Origin of the sequence: Pseudenemella bisphenolivorans (assembly GCF_051133435.1) — a bacterium.
GTDB lineage: Bacteria > Actinomycetota > Actinomycetes > Propionibacteriales > Propionibacteriaceae > JAAYAO01.
The window spans coordinates 480,049-502,493 of record NZ_JBPGNY010000003.1; the positions used below are offsets into that span (position 1 = coordinate 480,049).

Annotated in this window: 13 protein-coding genes; 6 read left to right on the plus strand and 7 right to left on the minus strand. The window is 67.7% G+C overall.

The window, feature by feature from the left end:
* Positions 1–23: 23 nt before the first annotated feature.
* From ACR4XW_RS09810 to ACR4XW_RS09840, 7 genes are all read right to left on the minus strand, one after another.
* Positions 24–6,125 carry an Ig-like domain-containing protein gene (locus ACR4XW_RS09810; protein ID WP_434760370.1) on the minus strand — a complete coding sequence of 2,034 codons (6,102 nt, stop codon included), beginning with the start codon at positions 6,123–6,125 and terminating at the stop codon, positions 24–26.
* Between the two features lie 156 nt (positions 6,126–6,281).
* The gene (locus ACR4XW_RS09815; RefSeq protein ID WP_434760371.1) at positions 6,282–7,706 is read right to left on the minus strand and encodes a serine/threonine-protein kinase; all 1,425 of its coding nucleotides are present in this window, start codon (positions 7,704–7,706) and stop codon (positions 6,282–6,284) included.
* Between the two features lie 5 nt (positions 7,707–7,711).
* On the minus strand, positions 7,712–10,624 hold the full coding sequence (locus ACR4XW_RS09820; RefSeq protein ID WP_434760372.1) for an FHA domain-containing protein: 2,913 nt from the start codon (positions 10,622–10,624) through the stop codon (positions 7,712–7,714).
* A 2-nt stretch (positions 10,625–10,626) separates the two neighbouring features.
* Positions 10,627–11,394 carry a PP2C family protein-serine/threonine phosphatase gene (locus tag ACR4XW_RS09825; RefSeq protein WP_434760373.1) on the minus strand — a complete coding sequence of 256 codons (768 nt, stop codon included), beginning with the start codon at positions 11,392–11,394 and terminating at the stop codon, positions 10,627–10,629.
* A 577-nt stretch (positions 11,395–11,971) separates the two neighbouring features.
* Positions 11,972–14,623 (minus strand): pyruvate, phosphate dikinase, encoded by a 2,652-nt coding sequence (ppdK, locus tag ACR4XW_RS09830; protein ID WP_434760374.1) that lies wholly within the window; start codon positions 14,621–14,623, stop codon positions 11,972–11,974.
* Between the two features lie 28 nt (positions 14,624–14,651).
* Positions 14,652–15,530: a pyruvate, water dikinase regulatory protein gene (locus ACR4XW_RS09835; RefSeq protein WP_434760375.1), complete on the minus strand. Its 879-nt coding sequence runs from the start codon at positions 15,528–15,530 to the stop codon at positions 14,652–14,654.
* Between the two features lie 72 nt (positions 15,531–15,602).
* Positions 15,603–16,781, minus strand: coding sequence for a hypothetical protein (locus ACR4XW_RS09840; protein WP_434760376.1), 1,179 nt, complete (start codon positions 16,779–16,781; stop codon positions 15,603–15,605).
* A 137-nt stretch (positions 16,782–16,918) separates the two neighbouring features.
* Between ACR4XW_RS09840 and ACR4XW_RS09845 the strand changes: the two genes are divergently transcribed.
* From ACR4XW_RS09845 to ACR4XW_RS09870, 6 genes are all read left to right on the plus strand, one after another.
* A complete protein-coding gene (locus tag ACR4XW_RS09845; protein WP_434760377.1) occupies positions 16,919–17,338 on the plus strand; it encodes a VOC family protein in 420 nt (139 codons plus the stop codon).
* Between the two features lie 10 nt (positions 17,339–17,348).
* Complete coding sequence (locus tag ACR4XW_RS09850) at positions 17,349–18,320, plus strand: RNA polymerase subunit sigma-70 (protein ID WP_434760378.1); 972 nt, start codon at positions 17,349–17,351, stop codon at positions 18,318–18,320.
* An 80-nt stretch (positions 18,321–18,400) separates the two neighbouring features.
* The gene (locus tag ACR4XW_RS09855; protein ID WP_434760379.1) at positions 18,401–19,675 is read left to right on the plus strand and encodes a hypothetical protein; all 1,275 of its coding nucleotides are present in this window, start codon (positions 18,401–18,403) and stop codon (positions 19,673–19,675) included.
* A 108-nt stretch (positions 19,676–19,783) separates the two neighbouring features.
* Complete coding sequence (locus tag ACR4XW_RS09860; protein WP_434760380.1) at positions 19,784–20,305, plus strand: hypothetical protein; 522 nt, start codon at positions 19,784–19,786, stop codon at positions 20,303–20,305.
* On the plus strand, positions 20,302–21,363 hold the full coding sequence (locus ACR4XW_RS09865; RefSeq protein ID WP_434760381.1) for a class I SAM-dependent methyltransferase: 1,062 nt from the start codon (positions 20,302–20,304) through the stop codon (positions 21,361–21,363). The genes ACR4XW_RS09860 and ACR4XW_RS09865 overlap by 4 nt, the downstream gene beginning before the upstream one ends.
* A 56-nt stretch (positions 21,364–21,419) precedes the next feature.
* Positions 21,420–22,244 carry a YwiC-like family protein gene (locus ACR4XW_RS09870; protein ID WP_434760382.1) on the plus strand — a complete coding sequence of 275 codons (825 nt, stop codon included), beginning with the start codon at positions 21,420–21,422 and terminating at the stop codon, positions 22,242–22,244.
* The last annotated feature ends 201 nt before the right edge of the window (positions 22,245–22,445 follow it).

Genomic DNA, 22,445 nt, shown 5'->3' on the forward strand with positions numbered 1-22,445 from the left:
CTTCTTTCGGGCTACTTCGGGGGCTACTTCGTGATCTCGTCGGACAACTTGTATTGACCGTCCGTGCCACAGTCGATGGTGACCTTGTGGTTCGGGTAGCCGTAGATATAGGTGCGGCCACTGGTGTTACCGGAGGATTCGCCGGCTTTGAGCAAGTAATGACCCGACCACGTATTGCCGGTGTAGTTGTCGCTGATCTTGCAGGTCGCGTCCTTGTTCAGGTTGTAGGAGGTGACAACGAGTTCTTGGCAGTGTTCGGTCGTGCAGTCCTTCACATTGCGGTGCTTGCCCCAACTGGCCTCAATCCTCGGCTTGTCCAGGGTGACCGAGTCCTTCGCCACCTTGCCGCCCTGGTTGTGTTCGTTCGTGGCCGCCGCGGTGAAGTGGTACGTCTTGCCGTATTCGCCGGTCATCGTGACTGTGGTGTCGAAGTTCGGTTTGGTGTCGGACGATTGCGCCGGCCCGCTGATGTCCAGACGGGCGATCGCGGCACCGTTGCTTCGATTGCCGATCGTGGCTCGGACAGTGATCTCGCGGCCGTTGCCTTTCGCAGCGATGTTCGGTGCTCCCGGCGGGCCGTAGGGCTTGACCGAGTTGCCCGACTTGCTGGTGGCACACAACGACTTCGAACAGGCGGTCAGCTTGGCCGAGTAATTGTTGCCGTTGTCGAGATCCCCGAAGGTCACCGAGCCGCCACCCGAACCGCTGACCTCGCGCTTGCTGCCGTTCGAGAGGGTCACCACATAGCGGCTCACCGGAGCACCGTTGGGCTGAGCCGCTTCATAGGTCACGGTCACCTTCGAATCACCGGCTTTGCTCCGCGGCGGCTTCACGCCGGTGGGCGCGGCGTACGGGGTGAACGGGGCGGTGGACTTCGACTTGGCGCCCTGGCCGGCCTTGTTGGTGGCCGCAACTGTGTAGGTGTACTTGGTACCGATCTTCAGGCCCGAGTCGGTGAACGAGGTCGTCCCCGCCCCGGCGGTGTGCACCGCGGTGCCGTTGCGGTAAACGGTGTACTTGTTCACCGCGTCACCGTTGGCTGCTTTACCGGTGACCTCGGCCCACGACACCGTGGCGGTGGTGCCCCACGCATCACTGGACGAGCCGGGGCTCACTTCGACCGCCGTCGGTGCGCCGGGTTTGCCGGCCGGAATCGCGGTGGCCGACCAGGCGGAGAAGTTCGACGGCTCGGGAGCCTTGTTGTGCGCCTGCAACCGGAAGGCGTAGGCCGAACCGTTGCTCAGCCCGTCCCAGGTCATCGTGGTGGTGCCGGGGCCCAGGGTGCGTGGTTCGATCCCGTTCGGCCCGCGCATCTCCAACACGTACTGGGTCAGCGCCGAACCATTGTTCACCGGCGGGGTCCAACTCACCGCGACCTGCTTGTCACCCCACTTCACCTTCGGCGCGGCCGGGGTTTCGGGACGCACATCGGGGCGCACCGCAGCCGACTGACCCGACGGTTCGGAGTCACCGACCTCATTGGTGGCGACCACGGTGAACCGGTACTCGACGTCATTGGTCAGCCCGGTGATGGTGCAACTGTTCGAGGGGCACTGCTGCTCCACCGAACCCCCCGCAGCACTGGTGCCGCGCACCTTGTACTGGGTGATGTCCTTGCCGTTGGCGGCCGGCGCGGTCCACTGCAGGGCGGCGCGTCGATCGCCCACCTCGAGCACCCGCGGCACCCCGGGCTTGTCGGGCTTGCCCACCACGGTCAGGAAGATCCGCCCCTCGGCACGCCGTTCCGCAGTACCGGTGGCGTCCTCGATCTGGTAGCGCACCACGGCTTCGCCGACGAAGCTCTCCCCCGGTGTGACGCTCACTCCGGTGTCGGTGAAGGAGACATTCACCGAACCCGATTCGGTGTTCGCCCCGATCACCCGCAGCGCCTTGCCCTCGGATTCGAAGGGGTTGAAGTCGTTCGACAGCACCGGCACCTGCTGGGTTTCGCCCTGTTTGACCTCGCCGAGGCTGTCGTCGGCGGCCCGCGGGGACGGTTTGCTGGACGCGGTGACGTTGATCGTCACCAACACATCGGCCTCGCCGCCCTTGCCGTCGGTGGCCTTGCCACGCCACTTCATCGTGGTGCCCGGGGCGACGGTGAGTTCGGCCTCGGCGGTGATCGTCGAGCCGTTCACCGTGACCTTGGTGCCGGTGGCGGTCTCGCCGGTCAGCTTGGTGAACTCGAGTTCGTCCCCGTCGGGGTCGGTGACACCGCGGGACACGTCCAGACTCTTCGGCCCCTCACCGGCACCGATGGTCAGGGTCATCGGTTCGCCGGACGGTGGCCGGTTGACCTCGTCGGGATCCTTCTCGTCCTCGTCCTTCTGCGGCTCCGGTGGCGGCAGCACCTCGATCGGGATGCTGACCACGGCCCGGCGTCCGGATTCGTCATCGGTGCTGGAACCGTCGGTGACCTCGAAGGTCACCGAGGCCGGTCCGACATAGCTTTCCGGTGCGACGAAGGCCAGTTCGTTCTTGGCATTGGCGGTGGCCTCACCGTTGGAGGCCCAAATCCGGTTCTCCCCGGTCAAGATCACCTTGCGCCCCCGGGTGCCGACCACGAAGTCGTTCACCGCCAGGGTGAGGGTTTCCCCGGCGACCACCTTCTGCGGGGTGATGTCGTCCTTCAGGGCCGGGACGGCGTCGGCATTGCCGGGCACGGTGATCACCGCCGAGGAAGTCATTCCGTCGGCGTCGGTGATCTCGTAGCGAACCTGCTGCATCCTCTCGCCGACGATCACCCGCACGTTGTCGCCGACCACCGAGGCGGCGGTGCCCTCTTCGGCGTCGTATTCGGGCACCGAGACCCGCAGTTCGGAGTTCGGACCGTCGGGGTCGACGTCGTTGTCCAGAACCGGTACCTCGATCACCTGCTTGTTCGCGACCATCGCCGACGAGACCTGATCGTCGCGGGCGACCGGCGCCATCAAGGGAGCGGTCGGGTCGGATTCGATCAGCACGTAGCCGGTCGCCTCGGCGCCGCGGGCATCGACCACGTCATAGGCGCCCAGGTAGTTGCCGGGTTTCAGCGGGACGGTGAACTGCACATCACGGTCGACGACCTCGGCATCGTCGATGCCGTCGAACTGCAGCGGATCCTTGTCGGTGTAGTAGAAGGCGTCGCCGTCGGGGTCGGTGTCATTACCCAGGGCCGGCACCTGCACGGTACGGCCGGGACGGGCCGCGACCGGGTCGTCCACGGTGGTGGGCGGGGAGTTCACCGCCGACCGGGGCACCACCCCGACCCGCACCTGACCCACCGATTTGGCGCCGCGGCTGTCGGTGACGGCGTAGCTGAAGGTGTCGGTGCCGCCCGATTCGGGGTAGGCCTCGTATTCCAGCCACTTCTCGTCCACGGCGGTGACCCGGCCGAGCTTGGGACCCGAATCGACGCCGATCAGTCGCACCGCGTCACCCTCGGGGTCGATGCCGTCCAGCGGCACCAGGATCTTGCCGGTGGTTCCGGCCAACACCCGGCCCTCCACCTGGCGGGGGGCCGGTGGGGTGTTGGGCACGTCGTCGCCGACCACGAAGATGCGCACCTGCGCCGAGGCGGTCTGATCGCGCTCATCGCGGATCTGGTAGACCAGCCGGTACTCGCCGTCCTGCTTCGGGGCGGCGAAGCGGACGTACTCACCGTCCACCCAGGCCTTGCCGGCGCCGGGTTCCTCGGGCAATTCGTCGTCCAGGGTCAGTTTCAGGCCCGCCGGGGACTGGTCGTTGCCCATCACCCGCACCGAGGCGGTGTCCCCGGCACGCACCGTCACCTCGTCGCTCTTGGCCACCGGGGCGCTGTGCTGCACCGGCGGGGCGGGCACCACAACCAGGGTGCCGGTGGACGATTCCTGCCCGTCGGAGACCGTGTAGTTCAACGACACCGGCCCGGACGGGGTGTTCACCGCGCTGATCTCGACCAGCTTGCGCTGGATCATCCGCACCTTCAGGTCGGGGTGGGTGGAGATGTTCTGCAACACCAGCACGTCGTTGTCGAGGTCTTCGTCGTTGGCCAGCGGGTCGACCAGCACCGATCCCCCGGCCGGCAGCAGGGCGACATCGCGGGTGGCGACCGGTGGACGGTTCTTCTTGTCGGCCTCGACCACGTCCACCCGCACGATGCCGAAGGCCTTCGGGCCGTTCGAGACGATGTAGCCCACGTAATAGGTGCCGGGTTTCGCGGCCGAGAAACTGAAGGTGTTGTCGTCGTAGTTCGGCACCACCTTCGCGCCCGGGGTTTCGGCGGCCACCGCCACCAGGGCGAGTTCGTTGCCGACGTCGTTGGCCAGGGGTTTGGCGAGCAGTTGCTCCCCGACCGAGACCTGGTAGTAGTCACCGTTGGCCAGCGGCGGGATGTTGCCCTTCTTGGTGGCGCTGACCACGAGTTGTCCGGCGGTCTCGGACACCCCGTCCGACACCACCACATCGATCACCTTGCGGCCCTCGGTGGTGCCGACGTCGGTGTAGGTGAGCATGCCGTCGGGGGTGAAGGTGACCTCGTCGTCGCCCGGGGCGGTGGCCTCAACGAGCACCAGGTCGTCGCCGTCGGGGTCCATCCAGTCGAGCAGCACCCGGCGTTGCGCGGTCGAGCCCAGGGTGACCTGCAGGGGTTCGACATTGCGCTTCATCTGCGGCGGCTGGTTGTCGACCTGTTGGTCGTCGGCGCGGATGTTCAACCGGACGGTGGCGCTGTCGCGGCCCTTGCGTCCGTCGTCGATGGTGTAGCGGAAGGTGATCGACCCGGTCGCCTCGGGGGGCAGGGTGACCTGCAGGCCGGTGCCGCCGCGAACCAGTTCCAGGGTGCCCTGGGAGATCTCGGGTGGGCCGATCACGGTGAGGATGTCGCCGTCGGGATCGGAGTCGTTCTCGATCACCGGAATCGTGGTCGATCGGCCGGCCCGCACCCCGAAGGTGTCGTCGACCGCGGTGGGTTTGCGGTTCTCCTCGGTGCGCTTCGGGTCGACCCGGGTGACCGTCTCGTCGTTCTCGGTCGACTCCCCCTCCTCGGGGGTGGGTGGGGTGACCTTCTGCCAGTCGCGCACCAGTTGCATCGCGTCGGTGACCATCCAGACATTGCCGGAGATCTCGTCGTTCAGCACCACCACGTCACGGTTCACCCGAAAGACCAGTTCACCGCCGCTGAAGGACGGAATCGGGGTCACCTGCGCCTCGGCGTGGGAGCACACCGTGGCGACCCGTCCGCTCGGGCCGGCGGCGAAGGCACCGTAGGCGCAGCCGTTCACCACCACGGGTTGGATCGGGGTGCCGCCCACCTGCGAGGTGAGGTCGACCAGTTCCTTTTCGGTCACGCCGAGCATTCCGGTCGGGGTGGCGACCACCCCGGCGAAATCGGCATCGGCGGTGCGCACCGTGGTGGCCGAGGAGTCCTGCAACATCGCGTTGGCGAGCCGCTCGTCGGTGATGGCTTCCTTGCTGCCCTCGACCCAGATCCGGTTTCCGGTGCGGTCCAGGACGATCGCGGTCTCGCCGACCACCGCGACCTGCACGTCGGCGTCGGCGGCCAGGTCGAAGGGCAACGGCGTTCCGGTCGGTTCGCCGTCGACCTCACGGACGAGTTCGGAGTCGGTCACCGATACCGCCACCGGCACACCGTCGTCCGAGACCGCGGCGACGCCGCCCCGGCCGATCTCCCAATCGGCCTTGGCCTTGGCGTATTCGATGCTCATCGCCTGTTCGACCGGACGGGCCCACATCCGTCCGCTGGTTTCGTCCACCACCGCGACGGTGTCCTTGCCCAGGGTGACCTCGGCGTTGGCGCTGAGGCTGACCGGGGTGCCCAGGGTGGTGGTGGCCGGATCGACCCGCTGCAGCAGGTTGGTGGTGCTGTCGACGACGAGCACGTTCTTCTCGTGCTGCAGAACGTCGAAATCCTTGTTGACCATCAACACCGAGGTCTCGAGGTCGTTGATCTGCTTGTTCAGCTTGCCCAGCAGCCGTTCTTTGCGGTTGGTCACCCAGACCGAACCGTCGTGCAGGTCGAGGTCGGCGGCCGGGTAACCCGGCGACACCGAGGCGCCGACGACCAGGATCACGGTGAGCAGTCCGACGACAGCGGTCGGCAGGATCCGCCCCAGTAGGGCTCGTCTGCGCCTGTTCCCTCTCGCCATAGTCACTTTCCTCGTCGCGGCTCCGGCAACCTTGGCGACTGTACGTGAACGGAGGTTTAACCCTTGGCGGGAATGGTCGCCGAGCGCCCTGTCAAGACCGCTGGACATCCTAAGGGCGGCGGTCACGCCTCACAATTTGTCGATCTGCCGGGGCCGTCAGCCCGCGGCGCAGCGACTCACCGGCTCACTGGAGCGTCCGTTGTCACCCAACGCCACCACCTGGATGCACGGCTGCAGCCCCTCGGGTACCTCGGTGTTGAGCTTCGGGTCGCCGACGGTGGTCGCATCGGCGGGGCGTTCGGTCCACGACCAACTCCACCGCTGTACCGGCACGTCCCCGTCCGGCTGGGTCCAGGTGCAACTCAACTGTCCGCCGGTCGACTCACAAGCCAGGTCGGTGACCGCACCGGGCGCCTGCACCGGCTGCGCGGTTTGCTGTTCGGGGGTCGGTTTCTCCGGCCCCTGTGGTGGCGGCGGTGGATCGACGAAGAGCAGTACCCCGACGATCACCCCGATCACCAGCACTGCGGCGATCGACCCGATCACCAACATCAGCGGACGCCGCGGCGGCCCGTCCTCGTCCTCGATCCGGTATCTGGTGGAGGCGGTGCTGGCCGCGGAGGTCGACCCGTCGTCCTGGTCGATGGTGACCACGCCGCGCATCCGGGTCGGGGTGTCCTCCTCGGCCTCCGATTCGGTCACCTGCCCGGTGTCCATCACCTCGATCGCGGTCGGGGTGAGACCCATCGCCATCTCGACCCCCTGCAGGGCCTGGGCGAGTTCGAGGGCCGATCGGAACCGGGCCTCGGTGCGTTTGTGCAGCGAACGGGCCAGCACCTGTTCCAGCAGCGGGGGCACATCGTCGCGGCCGGTGGACGGCACCGGCTCGCGCTCGATCCGGGAAATCAGTGCGGTGGTCGAGTTGTTGCCGCCGAAGACCTCGAAGGGTGAGCGGCCGGCCAATAGGGCATAGACCGTGGCCCCCAGCGAGTAGACGTCGGTGCGCCAGTCGGGTTGGGTCAGGTCGTTGAACTGTTCCGGCGCCGACCAGGGCACCGACAGCCCGTCCAGTCGTTCGAGGTTGGCATCGATCTGGGCCGAGATGCCGAAGTCGGTGAGCGCCGGCCAGCCGTACTCGGTGACCAGCACATTGGCCGGTTTGATGTCGCGGTGCAGGATGCCCGCGTTGTGGGCGGTGGCCACTGCACTGGCCAGCCGGATCCCTATCCGCAGGGCCTCGGGCACCGGGATGCGTTCGCGCCGCAGCCGCACCGACAGGTTCGGTTTGGGGCAGTACTCCATCACCAGACAGGGACGCCCGTCGGGGGCGATGCCGGCGAAGAAGATCGACACGATGGACGGGTGGGTCGACACCTGGGCCATCGCGTTGGCCTCGGAGATGAACCGTTGCCGCACCGAGTCGTCAACCGCCGAGTCGATCAGCACCTTCACCGCCACCTTGCGGCGGGGCAGGTCCTGTTCGTAGAGGAAGACGTCGGCGAAGCCACCCGAACCCAGGTGCTGCAGCACCCGGTATCCGGGCAACTCCGGCGGCGGGGCCGGGGTGCGTTTCGAGGTCACAGCGGTCAGGGCGCGTCGATCACCACGGTGACCCCGTCGCCGAGGTCGAGGACCGTGCCGATCGGCACGATCACCGGCTCACCGGGGGTGAGGCGTTCGCGATCGTCCCCACCGGGGTGAATCAGGGTCGTGCCGTTGGTGGAGTGCAGGTCGGTGACCACCACGTCCCACTCGTCCGGGTGCACCTGGACGTGGGTGCGCGAGATGTCGTGGCTGGGGCTCGGCACGGTCATCAACTTGGGCAGTTGATCGCGGCCGACCCGGTTCGCCGAGGGGGCTCGTCCGATCAGCACATTGCGGTCGACCTCGACCACCGCTCCCGAGGGCGGACGCAGGATCGCCAGCACCGGACGGGCCACCAGCCGGGGGTTCTGCGGTGGGACGTGCGAGGAACACAGCCGGCACTGGGTGGAGGACGGCGGGTTCGGGTGCTGCTGGATGCACATCGAGGCCAGCACGAAGGAATCGTCGCGGCCCTCGGCCGGGGCCGACTTGAGCGCGCGGGCCAGCCCGGTCTGGAAGACCGTCGCCCCGTCGTGGTCGCTGGCCGGATTGTCGGCGGCCGAGCTCGGCGCCGAGGGTTGTCCGGCGCCGAAGTCGGGCACCGAGGCGATCAACCCGGACGGCGGCACCGGTGCCGGGGGTTCGACCGCCGCCGGCGGTTGGGCGTAGGGCGAGTTCATCGGGTCGGGCTGGGGTGGCTGACCGTAGGCGCCCGGCTGCTGGCCGGGGTGCTGCCCGGGAGCCTGGCCCGGTTGCCCGGGGGCCTGGCCGAACTGCTGCTGGCCGTAGCCCTGCTGACCGTATTGGCCGGGCTGACCCGGCTGCTGACCGTGTCCCGGAACCTGCGGAGGCTGACCGTAGCCCTGCCCCGGCTGCTGGGGCTGGCCCGGTTGCGGCTGCTGACCCGGCTGTTGGCCGTATCCCTGCCCCGGTTGCCCGCCGGGGTAACCCTGTTGCCCGTAGCCCTGCTGCCCGTACTGGGGCTGCTGTTGACCGGGCTGGCCGGGCTGCGGCGGCATCCCGGGAGCGCTGGGCTGTCCCGGAGCGCTGGGCTGTCCCGAAGCGCTCTGCTGTCCCGGAGCGCTGGGCTGTCCGGGAGCAACGGGAACTCCAGGAGCACTGTGCACTCCAGGAGCACCGGGCATTCCAGGAGTACCGGGCATTCCAGGAGTACCGGGCAATCCCGGGGCACCGAAGGACACCCCGGGCGGGGGCGGAGCGATCCCGGCACCGAATCCGGGCCCCGGCGGCGGAGCCTGCGGCGGCCCGGCCTGCTGGCTCTTGCGGACCTCGCTCATCATCTCGGTCGCGTCCGACACCGCACCGATCTCTTCGGTCGGAGTCTCCTGACCGGCCGATTCGGCCCACGCCGGCGCAGCCGATGCTGCCGAACCCGGCTGACCCGCATCGCCCCACGCGGGAGGCGCCGAGGCTGCTGAGCTCGCCTCCGCCCACGACGGCTGCTGGGCGTCACCCGCATCCGACCAGGCCGGAGCCTGACCGGCGCCGGCATCGGCCCACGCGGGAGCCTCGGGCTGTGCGGGTTCGCCCGCATCTGCCCACGAGGGGGGCTGCCCGTCATCCCCGGCATCGGCCCAGGCCGGAGCCGACTCGGCAGGCGCCTCACTCTGCGCGGATTCCTGCTGGGCAGGCTCTTCCGGCTGAGCGGATTCGTCCGTAACTTCTTCGCCGGACGGCGCGGCGGGGGCGGGCGCTCCCCACATCGCGGCGGCCGGATCGACCGCCCCGGAAATGACTCGGCCCGAGTCGCCCTCGTCGCCGGACTCGGCCTGCTGCTCGGGCACCTCCCCGGACATCGGGGCTTCTTGCGGCGCAGCGTCGGCTTCGGTTTCCGCTTCAGGTGCGCTGTGTCCCTCGGAGAGACTCTGCTCCTCGGAAGCACTGTCCTCAGAACCACCGTACTCGGAAGCGCTGTCCCCGGAAGCACTGTCCTCATCGGGAGCACTGTCTTCTTCGGAAGCTGCATCTCCTGCGGCAGCCGGATCTTCTCCTTGAGCGGCGTCCACTTCAGCCGCCGAGGCTTCGTCTTCCTGCGAGGCCTCTGAGAAGTCGGGGTCATGGATCACCGTGTCGGAGTACTGCGTGGTGTAGTCGTCCGTATCGCCCCGGGCTTCACCCGACACCCCGGCTCCGGCGGCGGCCGCCGGGGCACCCCACATCGCCGCGGCCGGATCAACCGATCCGCTGATCACCGGCCCCGACCCCGACTCCGGGGTTTCGGCGGATTCCTCAAACGGCTCGTCGGCCTCGGCCGGTTCCTCGGACTGGCCCGGTTCTTCCGACCGGCTCGGCTCCTCGGACTGGCTCGGTACCTCAGTCTGGGCGGACTCCTCAAACTGGCTCGGTTCCCCGGTTTCTTCGGCGCCGACGACTCCGATCGCCGGGGCAGCTTCAGCCGCCTCGCCGGCACCCACCTGCACCGACACCGGCGCGTTCGTGGCGTCCAGCACCACCGCCCCCGCGGTGACCACCCCGGTCACCAGCGGCAACTGCAGCAGGCTCTCCTGGTCGTGGACCTCCAGGTCGATCCGCACCTTGCGCACCTCGCCGAGGCCGGCCTCGACCCAGGTGACCACCTCGGCGCCCCGGGCAACCTGCTGGCCGGTGTCCAGATCCACTGCGGTCACGTCCCCGCGCATCAGCGAACGCAACTGGTCGCCGTGCCAGAAGAAGGCGGCGAAACTCGGCAACTGGTCGATCCGGAAGGCGGCCAGGCGTTCCACCAGGTTGGGCATCGACGCTGCCGACAGCAGGTCGTCCCACAGGTCGTTCAGCAACTGGCTGACACTCGGCGGGGCCGGGGGCATGATGACCATGGCCGTGGGCCCGGCCAACACCACCCAGCGTCCGGGAATGTAGGTGGCGCGCCAGCGTCCCACTTCTCCGTTTGCCACGACTACCTCCACGCCTTCGCCATCGGGATCGTCGTTTCGTCCGGTTCGGTCGAGCCGACGTCAACGACAATTATCGAAACATTGTCTCGCGCACCAGACTGCAGGGCCAGTTCGAGCAGGTCATCGGTCGCCTTCGCCGGATCCGGTTCGGTCACCAGCACCGCCCGGGCCTGCTCTCTCGGTGCGTCCAGCAGACCGTCGGTGCAGAACAGGAAGCGGTCGCCGGTCACCATCGGGATCAGCCAGAAATCCGGATTACAGCCGTCCGGGGAACCGATCGCGCGGGTCACCACATTGCGTTCGGGATGCTGGTCGGCCTCGCTGGCACTCAACTGCCCGGCTTCCACCAACTCCTGGACGTGGGAGTGGTCGACGCTCACCTGGGTGATCCGGCGTGCTCCGGGCGCACCGTAGATCCGGAAAGCCCGCGAGTCTCCCAGGTTGAAGATCAGCCAGTAGTAGTGCTCGCCGTATTGCAGTACCACTGCACCGCAGACTGTCGAACCGGCTCCCGGCGCCCGCAACTGCAGGGCCCGCACCTGCTCGTGGCTGCGCTGCAGGGTGGCCACGACCCCGTCGGAGTCCAGCTCCCCCTGTTCGGCCAGCGCCCGGAAAGCACCCACCACCATCGCGCTGGCGTCCTCACCGGCCTCGGCACCCCCGATACCGTCGGCAACCACGAACACCGGGGGTTCGGCATGAATGCTGTCCTCATTGAGGGCGCGCACCATGCCGCGATGGGTCACCGCGCCGAAGTCGAGTTGATGCACCCCGCGAGCGTAGCCAGCGAGAGTTTCACCTCACCCGACCAGGTTTCGCGGTACCAAAACCTCCAACTCAGGAATCCTTTTCTGCCCGGATCGGGGTTATCGCCGAGATAGGTGGGAGATCTTGGTACCCATCCGGCGCCGGTACTCATGCCGACGAGCAGCGTCCTGACCGAGGCCGGACGCCAGTCAGGATTCCTGACCCTCCAAGATCGTGTGACATCTTGCTCGCCTGCCGGACAAAAAGTCACACGATCTTGAGGGTCCACCCAACCCGAGCGTCTTCCACAGACTCTGGCGTGGGGAGCCCGGGAAGCAACCTGGGATCCCCCCCCCCGGAGCGGGCGTGGCTGGGTGCAGATCGAGTGCCGGGAGATCCGGGTCAGCCTGAAGTGGGTACCAAAATCCCCAACTCACCCGGCCTAAACGACCGGATCCACCCAATTCCGAGTCCTGAGTTAGGGATTTGTGTACCCCCGGCCACCGAACCAGGGGTTTGCGTACCCGGACAGCAAGCAGAAACGAGGAAAGCGGACGTCGGGTCTCCCCGACGCCCGCCTTGGACGTATTTCGGCGCTACTCAGCCTTCGCGGGCATCCAGCGCGGCCCGGGCCGCCGCGAACCGGGCGATCGGCACCCGGAACGGCGAGCAGGACACATAGTTCAGGCCCATCGGGGCGAAGGTCGCGATCGAGGCCGGGTCGCCACCGTGCTCACCACAGACACCGGTCTTCAGGTCGGCCTTGGTGCTGCGGCCCTTCTCGACACCGATCCGCACCAGTTCCCCGACACCGTCGGCATCGACGGTGGCGAAGGGGTTGGCCGACACCAGTTCCTCACCGACATAGGACGCCAGGAAGGAGCCCTCGGCGTCATCACGCGAGATGCCGATACCGGTCTGGGTGAGGTCGTTGGTGCCGAAGCTGAAGAAGTCGGCTTCCTCGGCGATCTGATCGGCGGTCACCGCGGCCCGCGGCAACTCGATCATGGTGCCCACGGTGTAGGGCAGCTCCACCCCGGCATTGGCCAGCTCTTCATCGGCCACCCGGGTGATCAGCTCGCGCATCCGGCGCAGCTCGGAGGCGTAGGCCACCAGCGGCACCATGATCTCGATGATCGGGTCGCCACCGCGCTGCTTCACCGCCACCGCGGCCCGGATGATCGCCCGCACCTGCATCTCGGGAATCTCCGGGTACAGCAGCGCCAACCGCACGCCACGGGTACCCAGCATCGGGTTCATCTCCGACAGCTTCTTGATCCGGTTCAGCAGCGCCTCGGCCTTGGCGATCTCCTCCTCCGAGCCTCCGGTCAACTGCAGTCGCTGTACCTCCAGCGACTGCTCGACCAGCCCGGGCAGGAACTCGTGCAGCGGCGGATCCAGCAACCGCACGGTCACCGGCAGCCCGCTCATCGCCTCGAAGATCTCCTCGAAGTCGCTCTGCTGCAGGGGCAGGATCTTCTCCAGCGCCACCGCCCGCTCGTCGGTGCTTTCGGCCAGGATCATCTGCTGCACCGCGGGCAGGCGCACCTCGTCCATGAACATGTGCTCGGTGCGGCACAGGCCGATACCCTCGGCACCGAACTCGCGGGCCCGGGCGGCATCGGGGCCGTTGTCGGCGTTGGCCCGCACCCCGAGGGTGCGCACCTCGTCGGCCCAGCCGGTGATCTTCTCGAAGTCCTCGTTCACCTGTGGCGGCATCAACTGCAGCGCCCCGGCGAAGACCTCACCGGTGGAACCGTCGATGGTGAACACGTCACCCTCGCCGTATTCCTTACCGCCGACGGTCAGCTTCTTCGCGGCCGCGTCGATGTGCAGTTCGTGGGCACCGGCGACACAGGGCTTGCCCATGCCGCGCGCCACCACCGCAGCGTGCGAGGTCATCCCGCCGTGGGCGGTCAGCACGCCCTGGGCCACCAGCACACCGTGAATGTCGTCCGGGGTGGTTTCCCAGCGCACCAGAATGACGTCCTCGCCGGCCTTGCCGCGCTGTTCGGCCTCGTCGGCGCTGAACACCAGGGCGCCGACACCGGCACCCGGGGAGGCATTGAGGCCCACGGTCACCGGTTCGGTCTTCGTGGCCGGGTCGATCGCGGGGTGCAGCAACTGGTCGAGTTGGTTCGGCTCGATCCGCCGCAGCGCGGTCTCCCGGTCGATCACGCCTTCCTCGACCATGTCGCCGGCGATCTTCACCGCGGCCTGGGCGGTGCGCTTACCGGTACGGGTCTGCAGCAGGTAGAGCTTGCCGTCCTCGACGGTGAACTCGATGTCCTGCATGTCGAGGTAGTGGTTCTCCAACCGCTTCAGGGTCTCGATCAACTGCCGGTAGGCCTCCGGCAGCACCTGCTCCATCTCCACCAGCTTGCGCGGGGTACGGATACCGGCCACCACGTCCTCACCTTGGGCGTTGACCAGGAACTCGCCGTACACCTCGTTCTCGCCGGTGGAGGGGTCGCGGGTGAAGCACACGCCGGTGGCCGAGGTGTCACCCCGGTTGCCGAACACCATCTGCATCACGTTCACCGCGGTACCCAGGTCGGCCGGGATGTTGTTGGCCTTGCGGTAAACCTCGGCGCGCGGGTTCAGCCAGGAACGGAAGACCGCGTCCACCGCGCCGCGCAACTGCTCCATCGGGTCGGTGGTCCACTCCTGTCCCAGTGCCTCGGCCGACAGCCGCTTGAAGGTGCGCACCAGTTCTGCCATGTCCTCGGCCGACAGGTCGGTGTCCTGCTGTACGCCGCGGTCGGCCTTCAGCGCGCTGAGCGCGTCCTCGTAGACCGACGGATCGATGCCTTCGACGACCTCGCCGTACATCTGGATGAAGCGCCGGTAGGAGTCCCAGGCGAAGCGTGGGTTGCCCGATTCCTCGGCGAGCGCCTTGACCGATTCGTCGGTGATGCCGAGGTTCAAGATCGTGTCCATCATGCCCGGCATCGACTGCACCGCACCCGAACGTACGGCCACCAGCAGTGGCTTGGTGGCCCCACCCAGGGTGCGTCCGGTGCGCTCTTCGAGCCGCTTGACCGCCGCGACGATCTCGTCCCAGAGCCCTTCGGGCCAGTGCCCCAGCCGCATGTTCTCGACCGACGCGGTGGTGGTGACGGTGAACGCGTCGGGCACGGGGACGCCGATGCGAGCCATTTCGGCAACGCCGGCACCCTTTCCGCCCAACAGGTTCTTCATGGACGCATCGCCTTCGGACAGGTCGTAGACGTAGCGCTCCTGATCGGTCATGTCGATCTCCTTCGATCCCTGGGGTTTCTCATGGCGTGACGGTGAGTTCGTTGCTGGATTGCCGGCGCAGGTGGGTGCCGGCCATACGGGCTCGCGTTTCGACGATATCGATCACGCGCGCGGCCGATTCCTCGAGGGCGATGTTGGTCGTATCGACGATGCGGGCGCCGAGTTTGCGCTGCATCGCGGTGATCTCGTCGAGTTCGGTGTAGATCCGGGCCAGGTCGGCGTAGCCGTCCTTCGGGTTGAACGAGCCCATGCCTTGGACGCGCTTGTCGCGCAGTTTGGCCAGCCGCTGCGGGTCGATGGTCAACCCGACCAGCCGCCAGCGTTCGACGCGGGCCAGTTCGGGCGGGTAGGGGATGCCGTTGACCAGTGGCACATTGGCGGTGCGGTAGCCGAGGTAACCCAGGTACATCGACAGCGGTGTTTTGCCGCTGCGCGAGGGACCGATCAGCACGATCTCGGCCTCGGCCAGCCCCGACAGCAGTTGGCCGTCGTCGTGGCGGACGGCGAATTCCATCGCCGCGATCCTGGTGAAGTAGTCGGCCTCGACCCCGACCGGACGCATCGGCACCCGTTCGGCGGCGGTTCCGGTGGCGACCTCGAGCCGCGACAGGGTGGGCCCGAGCAGGTCGCAGTGCACGATGCCCATGTCATTGCAGGCATCGTCGACCAAGTCGCGCAGCACCGAGTTCACCAGGGTGGAGAACACCGCGGCGGGACGTTCGTGGTTGCGCACATCGTCCAACGCCAGGTACAGCGATTCGGCACTGGCGATCCGCGGATGGCGCACGATGACGAAAGGGTGCTGCGGGAACTGGGCCTGCGCAGCACGAGCCAATCGGGCGGCGGTCTCCCCCGTGGAGTCGGCTATCACGTGGATCTCCAGTGGCTGCGCTGGCACAGCCCAAAGCCTATCTGGGCCCCTTTGCCGCCAACCCCGGCCCTCCCTCGGTGCGGAACGGCGACTACTGGGTTATTCGAGTTCGTCCAACAGGCTGCGCAGATCTCGCAGGCACTCGTCCGACACGTCAAATGGCTCGGCCTCGGCCAGGGCAAGCAACTCCTCGATCAGCCGGCGCTGATCCTGCGGTGCTGTGGACGAGCCCAAGAAATGCTGGCGCGTGCCACCGGATTCGAAGACCTGCGCGCGAAACTCCGGGTTTCCCCGTCCGCTGCGCAGATAGGCCAACGTGCCCTTGGGCAGCCGCAGGTCGTCGGGTTCCGGATGGCTGGCATAGATGAGTTCGCGGACGGCCGCGGCCCGCGCCCGGGGGCCGAGCGCCTCATCGGTGGCCACCTGCTCGGCCGCCTCCACCGCAGGAATGCCATGTTCGGCCGCGAGCACCCGGATGTAACCCGCCACCGCCGGCGGGTTCGCCGCACCGTAACGCTGGTCCTTGGCATAGGCGAGTTTGCGCAACCGCTTCAGGGCATCAGGGGGTCGCCGTTCGGTCAGCACCGTGGCCACGTCCCACCGGAAGGACCAGGCCCGTTGCCGCTCGGCTTCGGCGAGGGTCGCGGTGAAGCGCTCGTCCTGCTCGGTCCACAGGGCATCGAGCAGTTGCTTCACCGGTGCGGAATCCCCGTAGGCCCGATGGGCCTCGGGCCAGGTCGTCAGCACCGCTTCCAGGACGGCCGGGTTGCTCAGGTTCCTGGTGGCCGTGTCCAGGACGGCGGCCTGGGCCTTGGGCGTGCCCTCGCGCAAGACGGCGACCAGCCAGTCGAGGCCGGTCTCGTCCAGTTCGTCGAGATCGGCCAACCGCGCTGCCGCGGTTCGGATTTCCGGCAGTGCGGCATCGATCGGGGGCAACTCGATGACACCATCGGCCGCGTCGGGCAGGGTCACCTCGAAGGCATGGTCCTCGCCGTGGTCGTAGGCCTCCCACGGTTCGGGCAGGTACGCGAGGTGGTTCACGATCACCTCGTGGCTGCCACCCCAATGCAATTGCACCGGCGCCCGCAGGCTCCCGTCGGCGTGGAAACACCGCTCGACGGTTTGGCGGTGCATGAAGACATAGCTGAGCTGATCGGCTCCGAGTTCGGCGGCAATTTCATGGCCGTGCGCCTGGTCGTCGATCTGTCCGGTCAGGACGACGAACTCTTCGCTTTCGAGCTGCTTGAGGTCGCGCAGCAACTGCGCTCGATCGGTCACAAGGGCGACCTTAACGTTCGCCGGAGCACGTTCGGCCGGAAAACTTTCGTCGTTCGCGATGAGTTTCGCCGCCGGGACCGGTCTGTACAGGTGAAGCGGCGGGACCACCTCGGTTTCGCCGGGCGAAAGGAGCCACGATGCACCAGATGGTTTTCATCAATCTGCCGGTCAGCGATCTGAACCGCAGCCGGGAATTCTTCACCGCGCTCGGCTACACCTTCGACGAGAAGGTCTGCCAGGACGGCACCTCACTGGGGGTGATCCTCGGCCCGAACATGTACGCGATGCTGCTCGACCGCAAGTTTTTCGACAGCTTCCACGACGCCCGGACGGCCGAGCCCGGCCGGCACGAGGTGATCACCTGTCTCACCGCCGAGAGTCGCGAACAGGTCGACACACATGTCGAGAAGGCCCTCGCCGCGGGAGCGACCGCGGTGCGTGCCGAGGAACAGGGTGACTGGATGTTCTACCGGTCGTTCGCCGACCCGGACGGACACCTCTGGGAGATCATGTGGATGGATGACGCGAAGGCCACCGCGGCCGGAGCCCTCGGCTGACGGGACGCACATGGACAGCAAGGAGTTCGAGACCGAAGCCCTGCCCCTGCGCGCCGGTCTGCTCGCGCACTGCTACCGGATGATGGGCTCGGCGGTCGATGCCGAGGATCAGGTGCAGGAAACCTACCTGCGGGCTTGGCGAGCGTGTCACCGATTCGAGGGCCGGGCCTCGGTGAAGAACTGGATGTACCGGATCGCCACGAACACCTGCCTGAATGCGCTGTCCTCGGCGCAGCGTCGCCTGTTGCCCACCGATCTCGGTGGTGCGGCGGGCGACCCTGCCGCCCCGATCCATCCCCGTCCGGAGCAACCGTGGCTGGAACCACTCCCCGATGCGATGTTGTGGCAGAACGCTTCCCCCACCCCGGAGGAAGAACTCCTGGCCCGGGAGAACATCACCCTGGCCTGGGCCGCCGCCATGCAGCACCTGACCCCACAACAGCGCGCGGTGTTACTGCTGCGGGAGGTGTTGGGCTTCTCGGCCGCTGAGACCGCCGAGGCGCTGAACACCACGGTGGCTTCGGTGAACTCGATGTTGCAACGCTGCCGGGCGACGGTCGGCGAGGGTCTGCCCGCCACGAACACGGACACCCACACCGAGGACGAGCGGGCCGCGGTTGACGCCTTCGTCGATGCCTTCGAGCGGCACGATTTCGACGCGATCGTGTCGTCGATGTCGCAGGACGTGGTGTGGCAAATGCCGCCCTTCGACCGCTGGTATGCCGGTAATCGGGACGCCGCCGTATTGGCCTTCACCCATTGCCCGGCCCGCGAGGCCGGTGACCTGCGCTTCCGCCCGGCCAGGGCCAACGGACAACCCGCCCTGGGGATGTATCTGCGCAAGGGCGAGGAATGGGAGGCCTTCCAGTTCCTCATCCTGAGCGTCCGCGAAGGCACGGTCGGTCGGGTCACAGCTTGGTTCGATCCGCACCTGTTCCGGCTGGCGGGCCTACCGCTGATACTGGACGACCAACCGAGCTGAGCCCTGCAGCAGAGAAGCACCAACAGATAACCGTGAAACCAATTTGAAAGTGAGAACCATTCTCATTTAGTGTTTCGGGCATGATCCCCTCCTTGACTTCCCGTGCTCTACTGGCCGGCGTGATCGGCGCGCTGTCCCTGACGGCGTGTGCCGCCGGCGAAACCCCACCCACCGAAGTGCCCTCCGAGACCGTTGCCCAGGGCAAGGCGGGTGAGGACGAGCGCGAGGTGAGCTCGCTGCGTCCGCGCGCCCTGCTCGCCCACGACAAGGGCCTGACCCTGATCGATCTGACCACCGGCGACACCGTGCTGGAGACCGAACGACCCGGGTTCAAACGGCTGAATCAGGCCGGCAACGGCCGGCACCTGTTGGTGACCGAGGGCGACAAGTTCACCGTTTACGACGGCGGCATCGAATCCCAGCCGCACGGTGACCACGACCACAAATACGAGTACAACCCCGGCCCAACCGAGGTGAGCTATGCCGCCCCCAAGGCCGGCCATGCGGTGGTGCACGCCGAGCACACCGTCCTGTTCTCGGACGGCACCGGCGAAATCACCGTGCTGCCCACCGCCGACATCGCCAAGGCGGACGCGAAGACCGAGAAGTTCAAGACCGAGGAGGCCCACCACGGGGTGGCGCTGCGGCTGACCGACGGTTCGCTGCTCACCACCCAGGGCAATGAGGACGCCCGCACCACGGTGCAGCAGCTCCGCGACGGCAAGCCCGCCGCCGAAACCAAGGACTGCCCCGGCGTACACGGTGAGGCCGCGGCCGCACCCAACGCCAAGGGTGATGTGGTGGCCTTCGGCTGCGAGAACGGCCCGGTGATCTTCCGCGACGGCGCCTTCCACAAGGTCAAGGTCGCCGACGCCTACGCCCGCTCGGGCAACCTCTTCGGCAGCCACGATTCCCCCATCGTGTTGGCCGACTACAAGGTCGACAAGGATGCCGAGAAGGAAGAACCGACCCGGGTCGCGTTGATCGACACCCGCACCGACGAGCTCAAGCTGGTCGAGCTGGGCTCGTCCTACTGGTTCCGCTCGTTCACCCGCGGCGAGCACGGTGAAGGCTTGGTGCTGACCCAGGACGGCAAGCTGCAGGTGATCGACCTCGACCAGGGCACGGTGATCCACTCCATCGAGGTGATGAAGCCCTGGACCCAGCCCGACGATTGGCAGGAGCCCGGCCCGCTGGTCAAGGTAGCCGACCACCGCGCTTATGTCGTCGACACCGAGGGCAAGCAGATCGTGGTCGTCGACTTCGACAAGGGCACGGTCGACCGGCGGATCCCACTGGAACACGCCCCCGGCGAAATGGAAATCGTGACCGGCAGCGCCGGGCACAAGCACTGACCACCCACCCCCACAAACCGGCGAAACCTCACTCTCGGCGTGCCCCGGCCTGATTCCACCGGGGCCGGCGGGAGTGAGGTTTCGCCCCGTAACAGGCACAATGCCAACGTGACCAGTGCCCACGACAACTCCGGCGCCCCGCGACGGCTCGAGAAGACCTGGCACGACACCCTGCGCCGGACGGCCGCGCTGGCCGGCGCGACAGTGACCGCCATCCTGGTGGTGATGTTTCTGCTCGAGGCCTTCGGGGTGTGGCGGCCGCTGGGCCAATCATTGTTCTGGGCCGCCCTGTTCCTTCCGGCGGTGATCTGGACGATCTGGTTCGGCACCACCGTGACCTACCGGGTGGTGCTGGACGAACACGGCATCACCCGCACCCGGGGCAAACACGAGTTGCACCTGCCCTGGGACGAGGTCACCGATGTGGTGAAGCTACCCACCCGGCAACGACATCTGGCGGTGCTGTCGGCCCAAGCGGAAATGACCCGCGAGCCCGGCGAGATGGGGCTGATCCGGGCCTACCGCCTGCCCCGATTCGGAGTGGTCGTCCAAGCCGACGACGAGCTCCGGGAAGCACTGCTCGTCCATAGCGGTCAGCGGCTGCGGACGGTCGAGGAGATCGTGACGTGAACCACGGACTGCAGATTCTTGGCGATGGCCCGCCCGACCCGGTCGACCGGATGCTGGTCGACCAACTCACCGGCCTGCCGTCCCTGCCCGGCTCGGTGGTGGTGCTCGACGATGCGACCGGTGACCTGGCGCCGGCCGTGGCCAAGGCCGTCCGGGGTCAGGTGCGGGTGCACTGCGACGACCTGGCGGCCGAGGAAGTACTGGCCGGGGCCGGCTTCACCCCCTCGGCCCTGTCCGCCGATCTCTTCGACGGCGCCGGCTTGGTACTGATGCGGCTGCCCCGCGCCCTGGCCGCCCTGCGCGAATACGCCGAGCTGACCGCGGCCCACGCCGCACCCTCGGTACGGCTGATCGGCGCAGCCCGGATCAAGCACATGAGCCGGTCGATGAACGAGGTTCTCGGCGAAAGTTTCGAGCACGTCTGGGCCGGCCTCGGACGGCAGAAGTGCCGCGCCCTGCACGCCTCGGGGCCGCGGCCGGTCGACCCACAATGGCCCCGGGCCGGGATGGTCGAGGTACCCGGTGGGCCGCTGGAGTTGCGCTCCCACGGCGCGGCCTTCGCCGCCGGCCGACTGGACGACGGCACCCGGTTGTTGCTGCAGGCCCTGGCCGACGCCCACCCCGGCAGTTCCCTGACCGGGAGGCAAGCCCTCGATCTGGGCTGCGGTACCGGCATTCTGGCCACCTGGCTGGCCCGGGCCGGAGCGGACGTCCAAGCGGTAGACAGTTCGGCCGCCGCACAACGCTCGGCGATCGCCACCGCCGCAGCCAATGAGGTGGACGTGGAGGTGCGCCGCAGCACCGACCTGTCCTTCCTGGACGACGCCTCCCTCGATCTGGTGGTCTGCAACCCGCCCTTCCACAAGGGCGCGGCCAAGGACTCCACCGCCGCCTTCGAGATGATCCACGGCGCCGCCCGGATACTGCGTCCCGGTGGTGAATTGTGGCTGGTCTACAACTCCCACCTGCCCTATCTGCGCGCCCTGCGCCGCCACGTCGGGGAGACCCGCATCGTGCAGCGCAACCGGCACTACACCGTCACCCGCACCACCCGCTGACTCCACCGGCAGCAAGCAGGCAATTCGACACTTTCGGGCCATCTATCGTGATCGGCATGTCGGCTCTGGCATCGGCCCGGACGCAACGGCGGCCGCGGCGCAAGCGCTCCCCCGGCTGGGTACCGAACCAGCACGGGGCCTGGGCGATGCTGACCGTCCCCTATCTGATCGGGGTGGCGCTGACGATTCAACACGACCGGTTCCGGTGGTACGTGGTGCCGCTGCTGGGCTGCTGGATGATCGGCTACTTCTGTTTTCACGCCACCTCGCAGTGGTTGAAGAGCCGGCGCGCGGCCCGGTTCGTGCCGCCGATGCTCACCTACGGGGTGATCGCCGCACTGTTCGGGGTGCTCACCTGGACCTTGGCCGGGTGGGCGCTGGCCGGGTGGGTGCTGGTCTACACGCCGATCCTGGCCTTCGCCCTCCATCTCGCCGCCGCCCGACGGGAACGCGATCTGATCGGCGGGTTGTTGACCGTCGCCGCAGCGGCCCTGATCCTGCTCGTGGTCACGAACCCCGACCCGCGTACCGCCCTCGCCGATCGGGACGCACTACCGCTGGCGCTGATCTGTTTCGGGTATTTCGCCGGGACCGTGTGGGTGGTCAAGACGATGATCCGCGAACGCGGCAAACCCGGCTGGGTGGCCGCCTCGATCGGCTGGCATCTGGTGGCCACGCTGGCCGCTGCGGTGGCTGCCGCGTCCGGGAATCTGTCGTGGCTGTGGGCCGGGTTCTTCGCCGCCACCACGGTGCGGGCCACCGTCCTGCCGTTGTTCTGGCCGATGCGTGGACGGGTGCTGTCGGCGGCCCGGATCGGCATCATCGAGATCGTCTTCTCGGCCGTCCTGCTGGTCTCGGCCCTCACCATCGGGGTGGGCTGACCGGGGTGGTGACGCGGCCGAGGGCGACACCGTGCGCCACGACCGTCCACTCAAGATCTTTTCAGGATGTTGCCGATTCAGGCTAGACTCGATCGAGCCGTGAGGGAGTATCCCGAGAGCTGTGGGTCGTCAACACGTTGGATTCGCCACCGGATCCGACCGGCTGCAGCGGCGCCACGTCCACCCAGGTCGTGTCGCGGA

What these genes read in the sequence shown, in the direction of transcription:
- ACR4XW_RS09810 (WP_434760370.1), bottom strand. Translation starts at nt 6,125, where the DNA reads ATGGCGAGAGGGAACAGGCGCAGACGAGCCCTACTGGGGCGGATCCTG.
- ppdK (WP_434760374.1), bottom strand. Translation starts at nt 14,623, where the DNA reads ATGACCGATCAGGAGCGCTACGTCTACGACCTGTCCGAAGGCGATGCG.
- ACR4XW_RS09845 (WP_434760377.1), top strand. Translation starts at nt 16,919, where the DNA reads ATGCACCAGATGGTTTTCATCAATCTGCCGGTCAGCGATCTGAACCGC.
- ACR4XW_RS09850 (WP_434760378.1), top strand. Translation starts at nt 17,349, where the DNA reads ATGGACAGCAAGGAGTTCGAGACCGAAGCCCTGCCCCTGCGCGCCGGT.
- ACR4XW_RS09855 (WP_434760379.1), top strand. Translation starts at nt 18,401, where the DNA reads ATGATCCCCTCCTTGACTTCCCGTGCTCTACTGGCCGGCGTGATCGGC.
- ACR4XW_RS09870 (WP_434760382.1), top strand. Translation starts at nt 21,420, where the DNA reads ATGTCGGCTCTGGCATCGGCCCGGACGCAACGGCGGCCGCGGCGCAAG.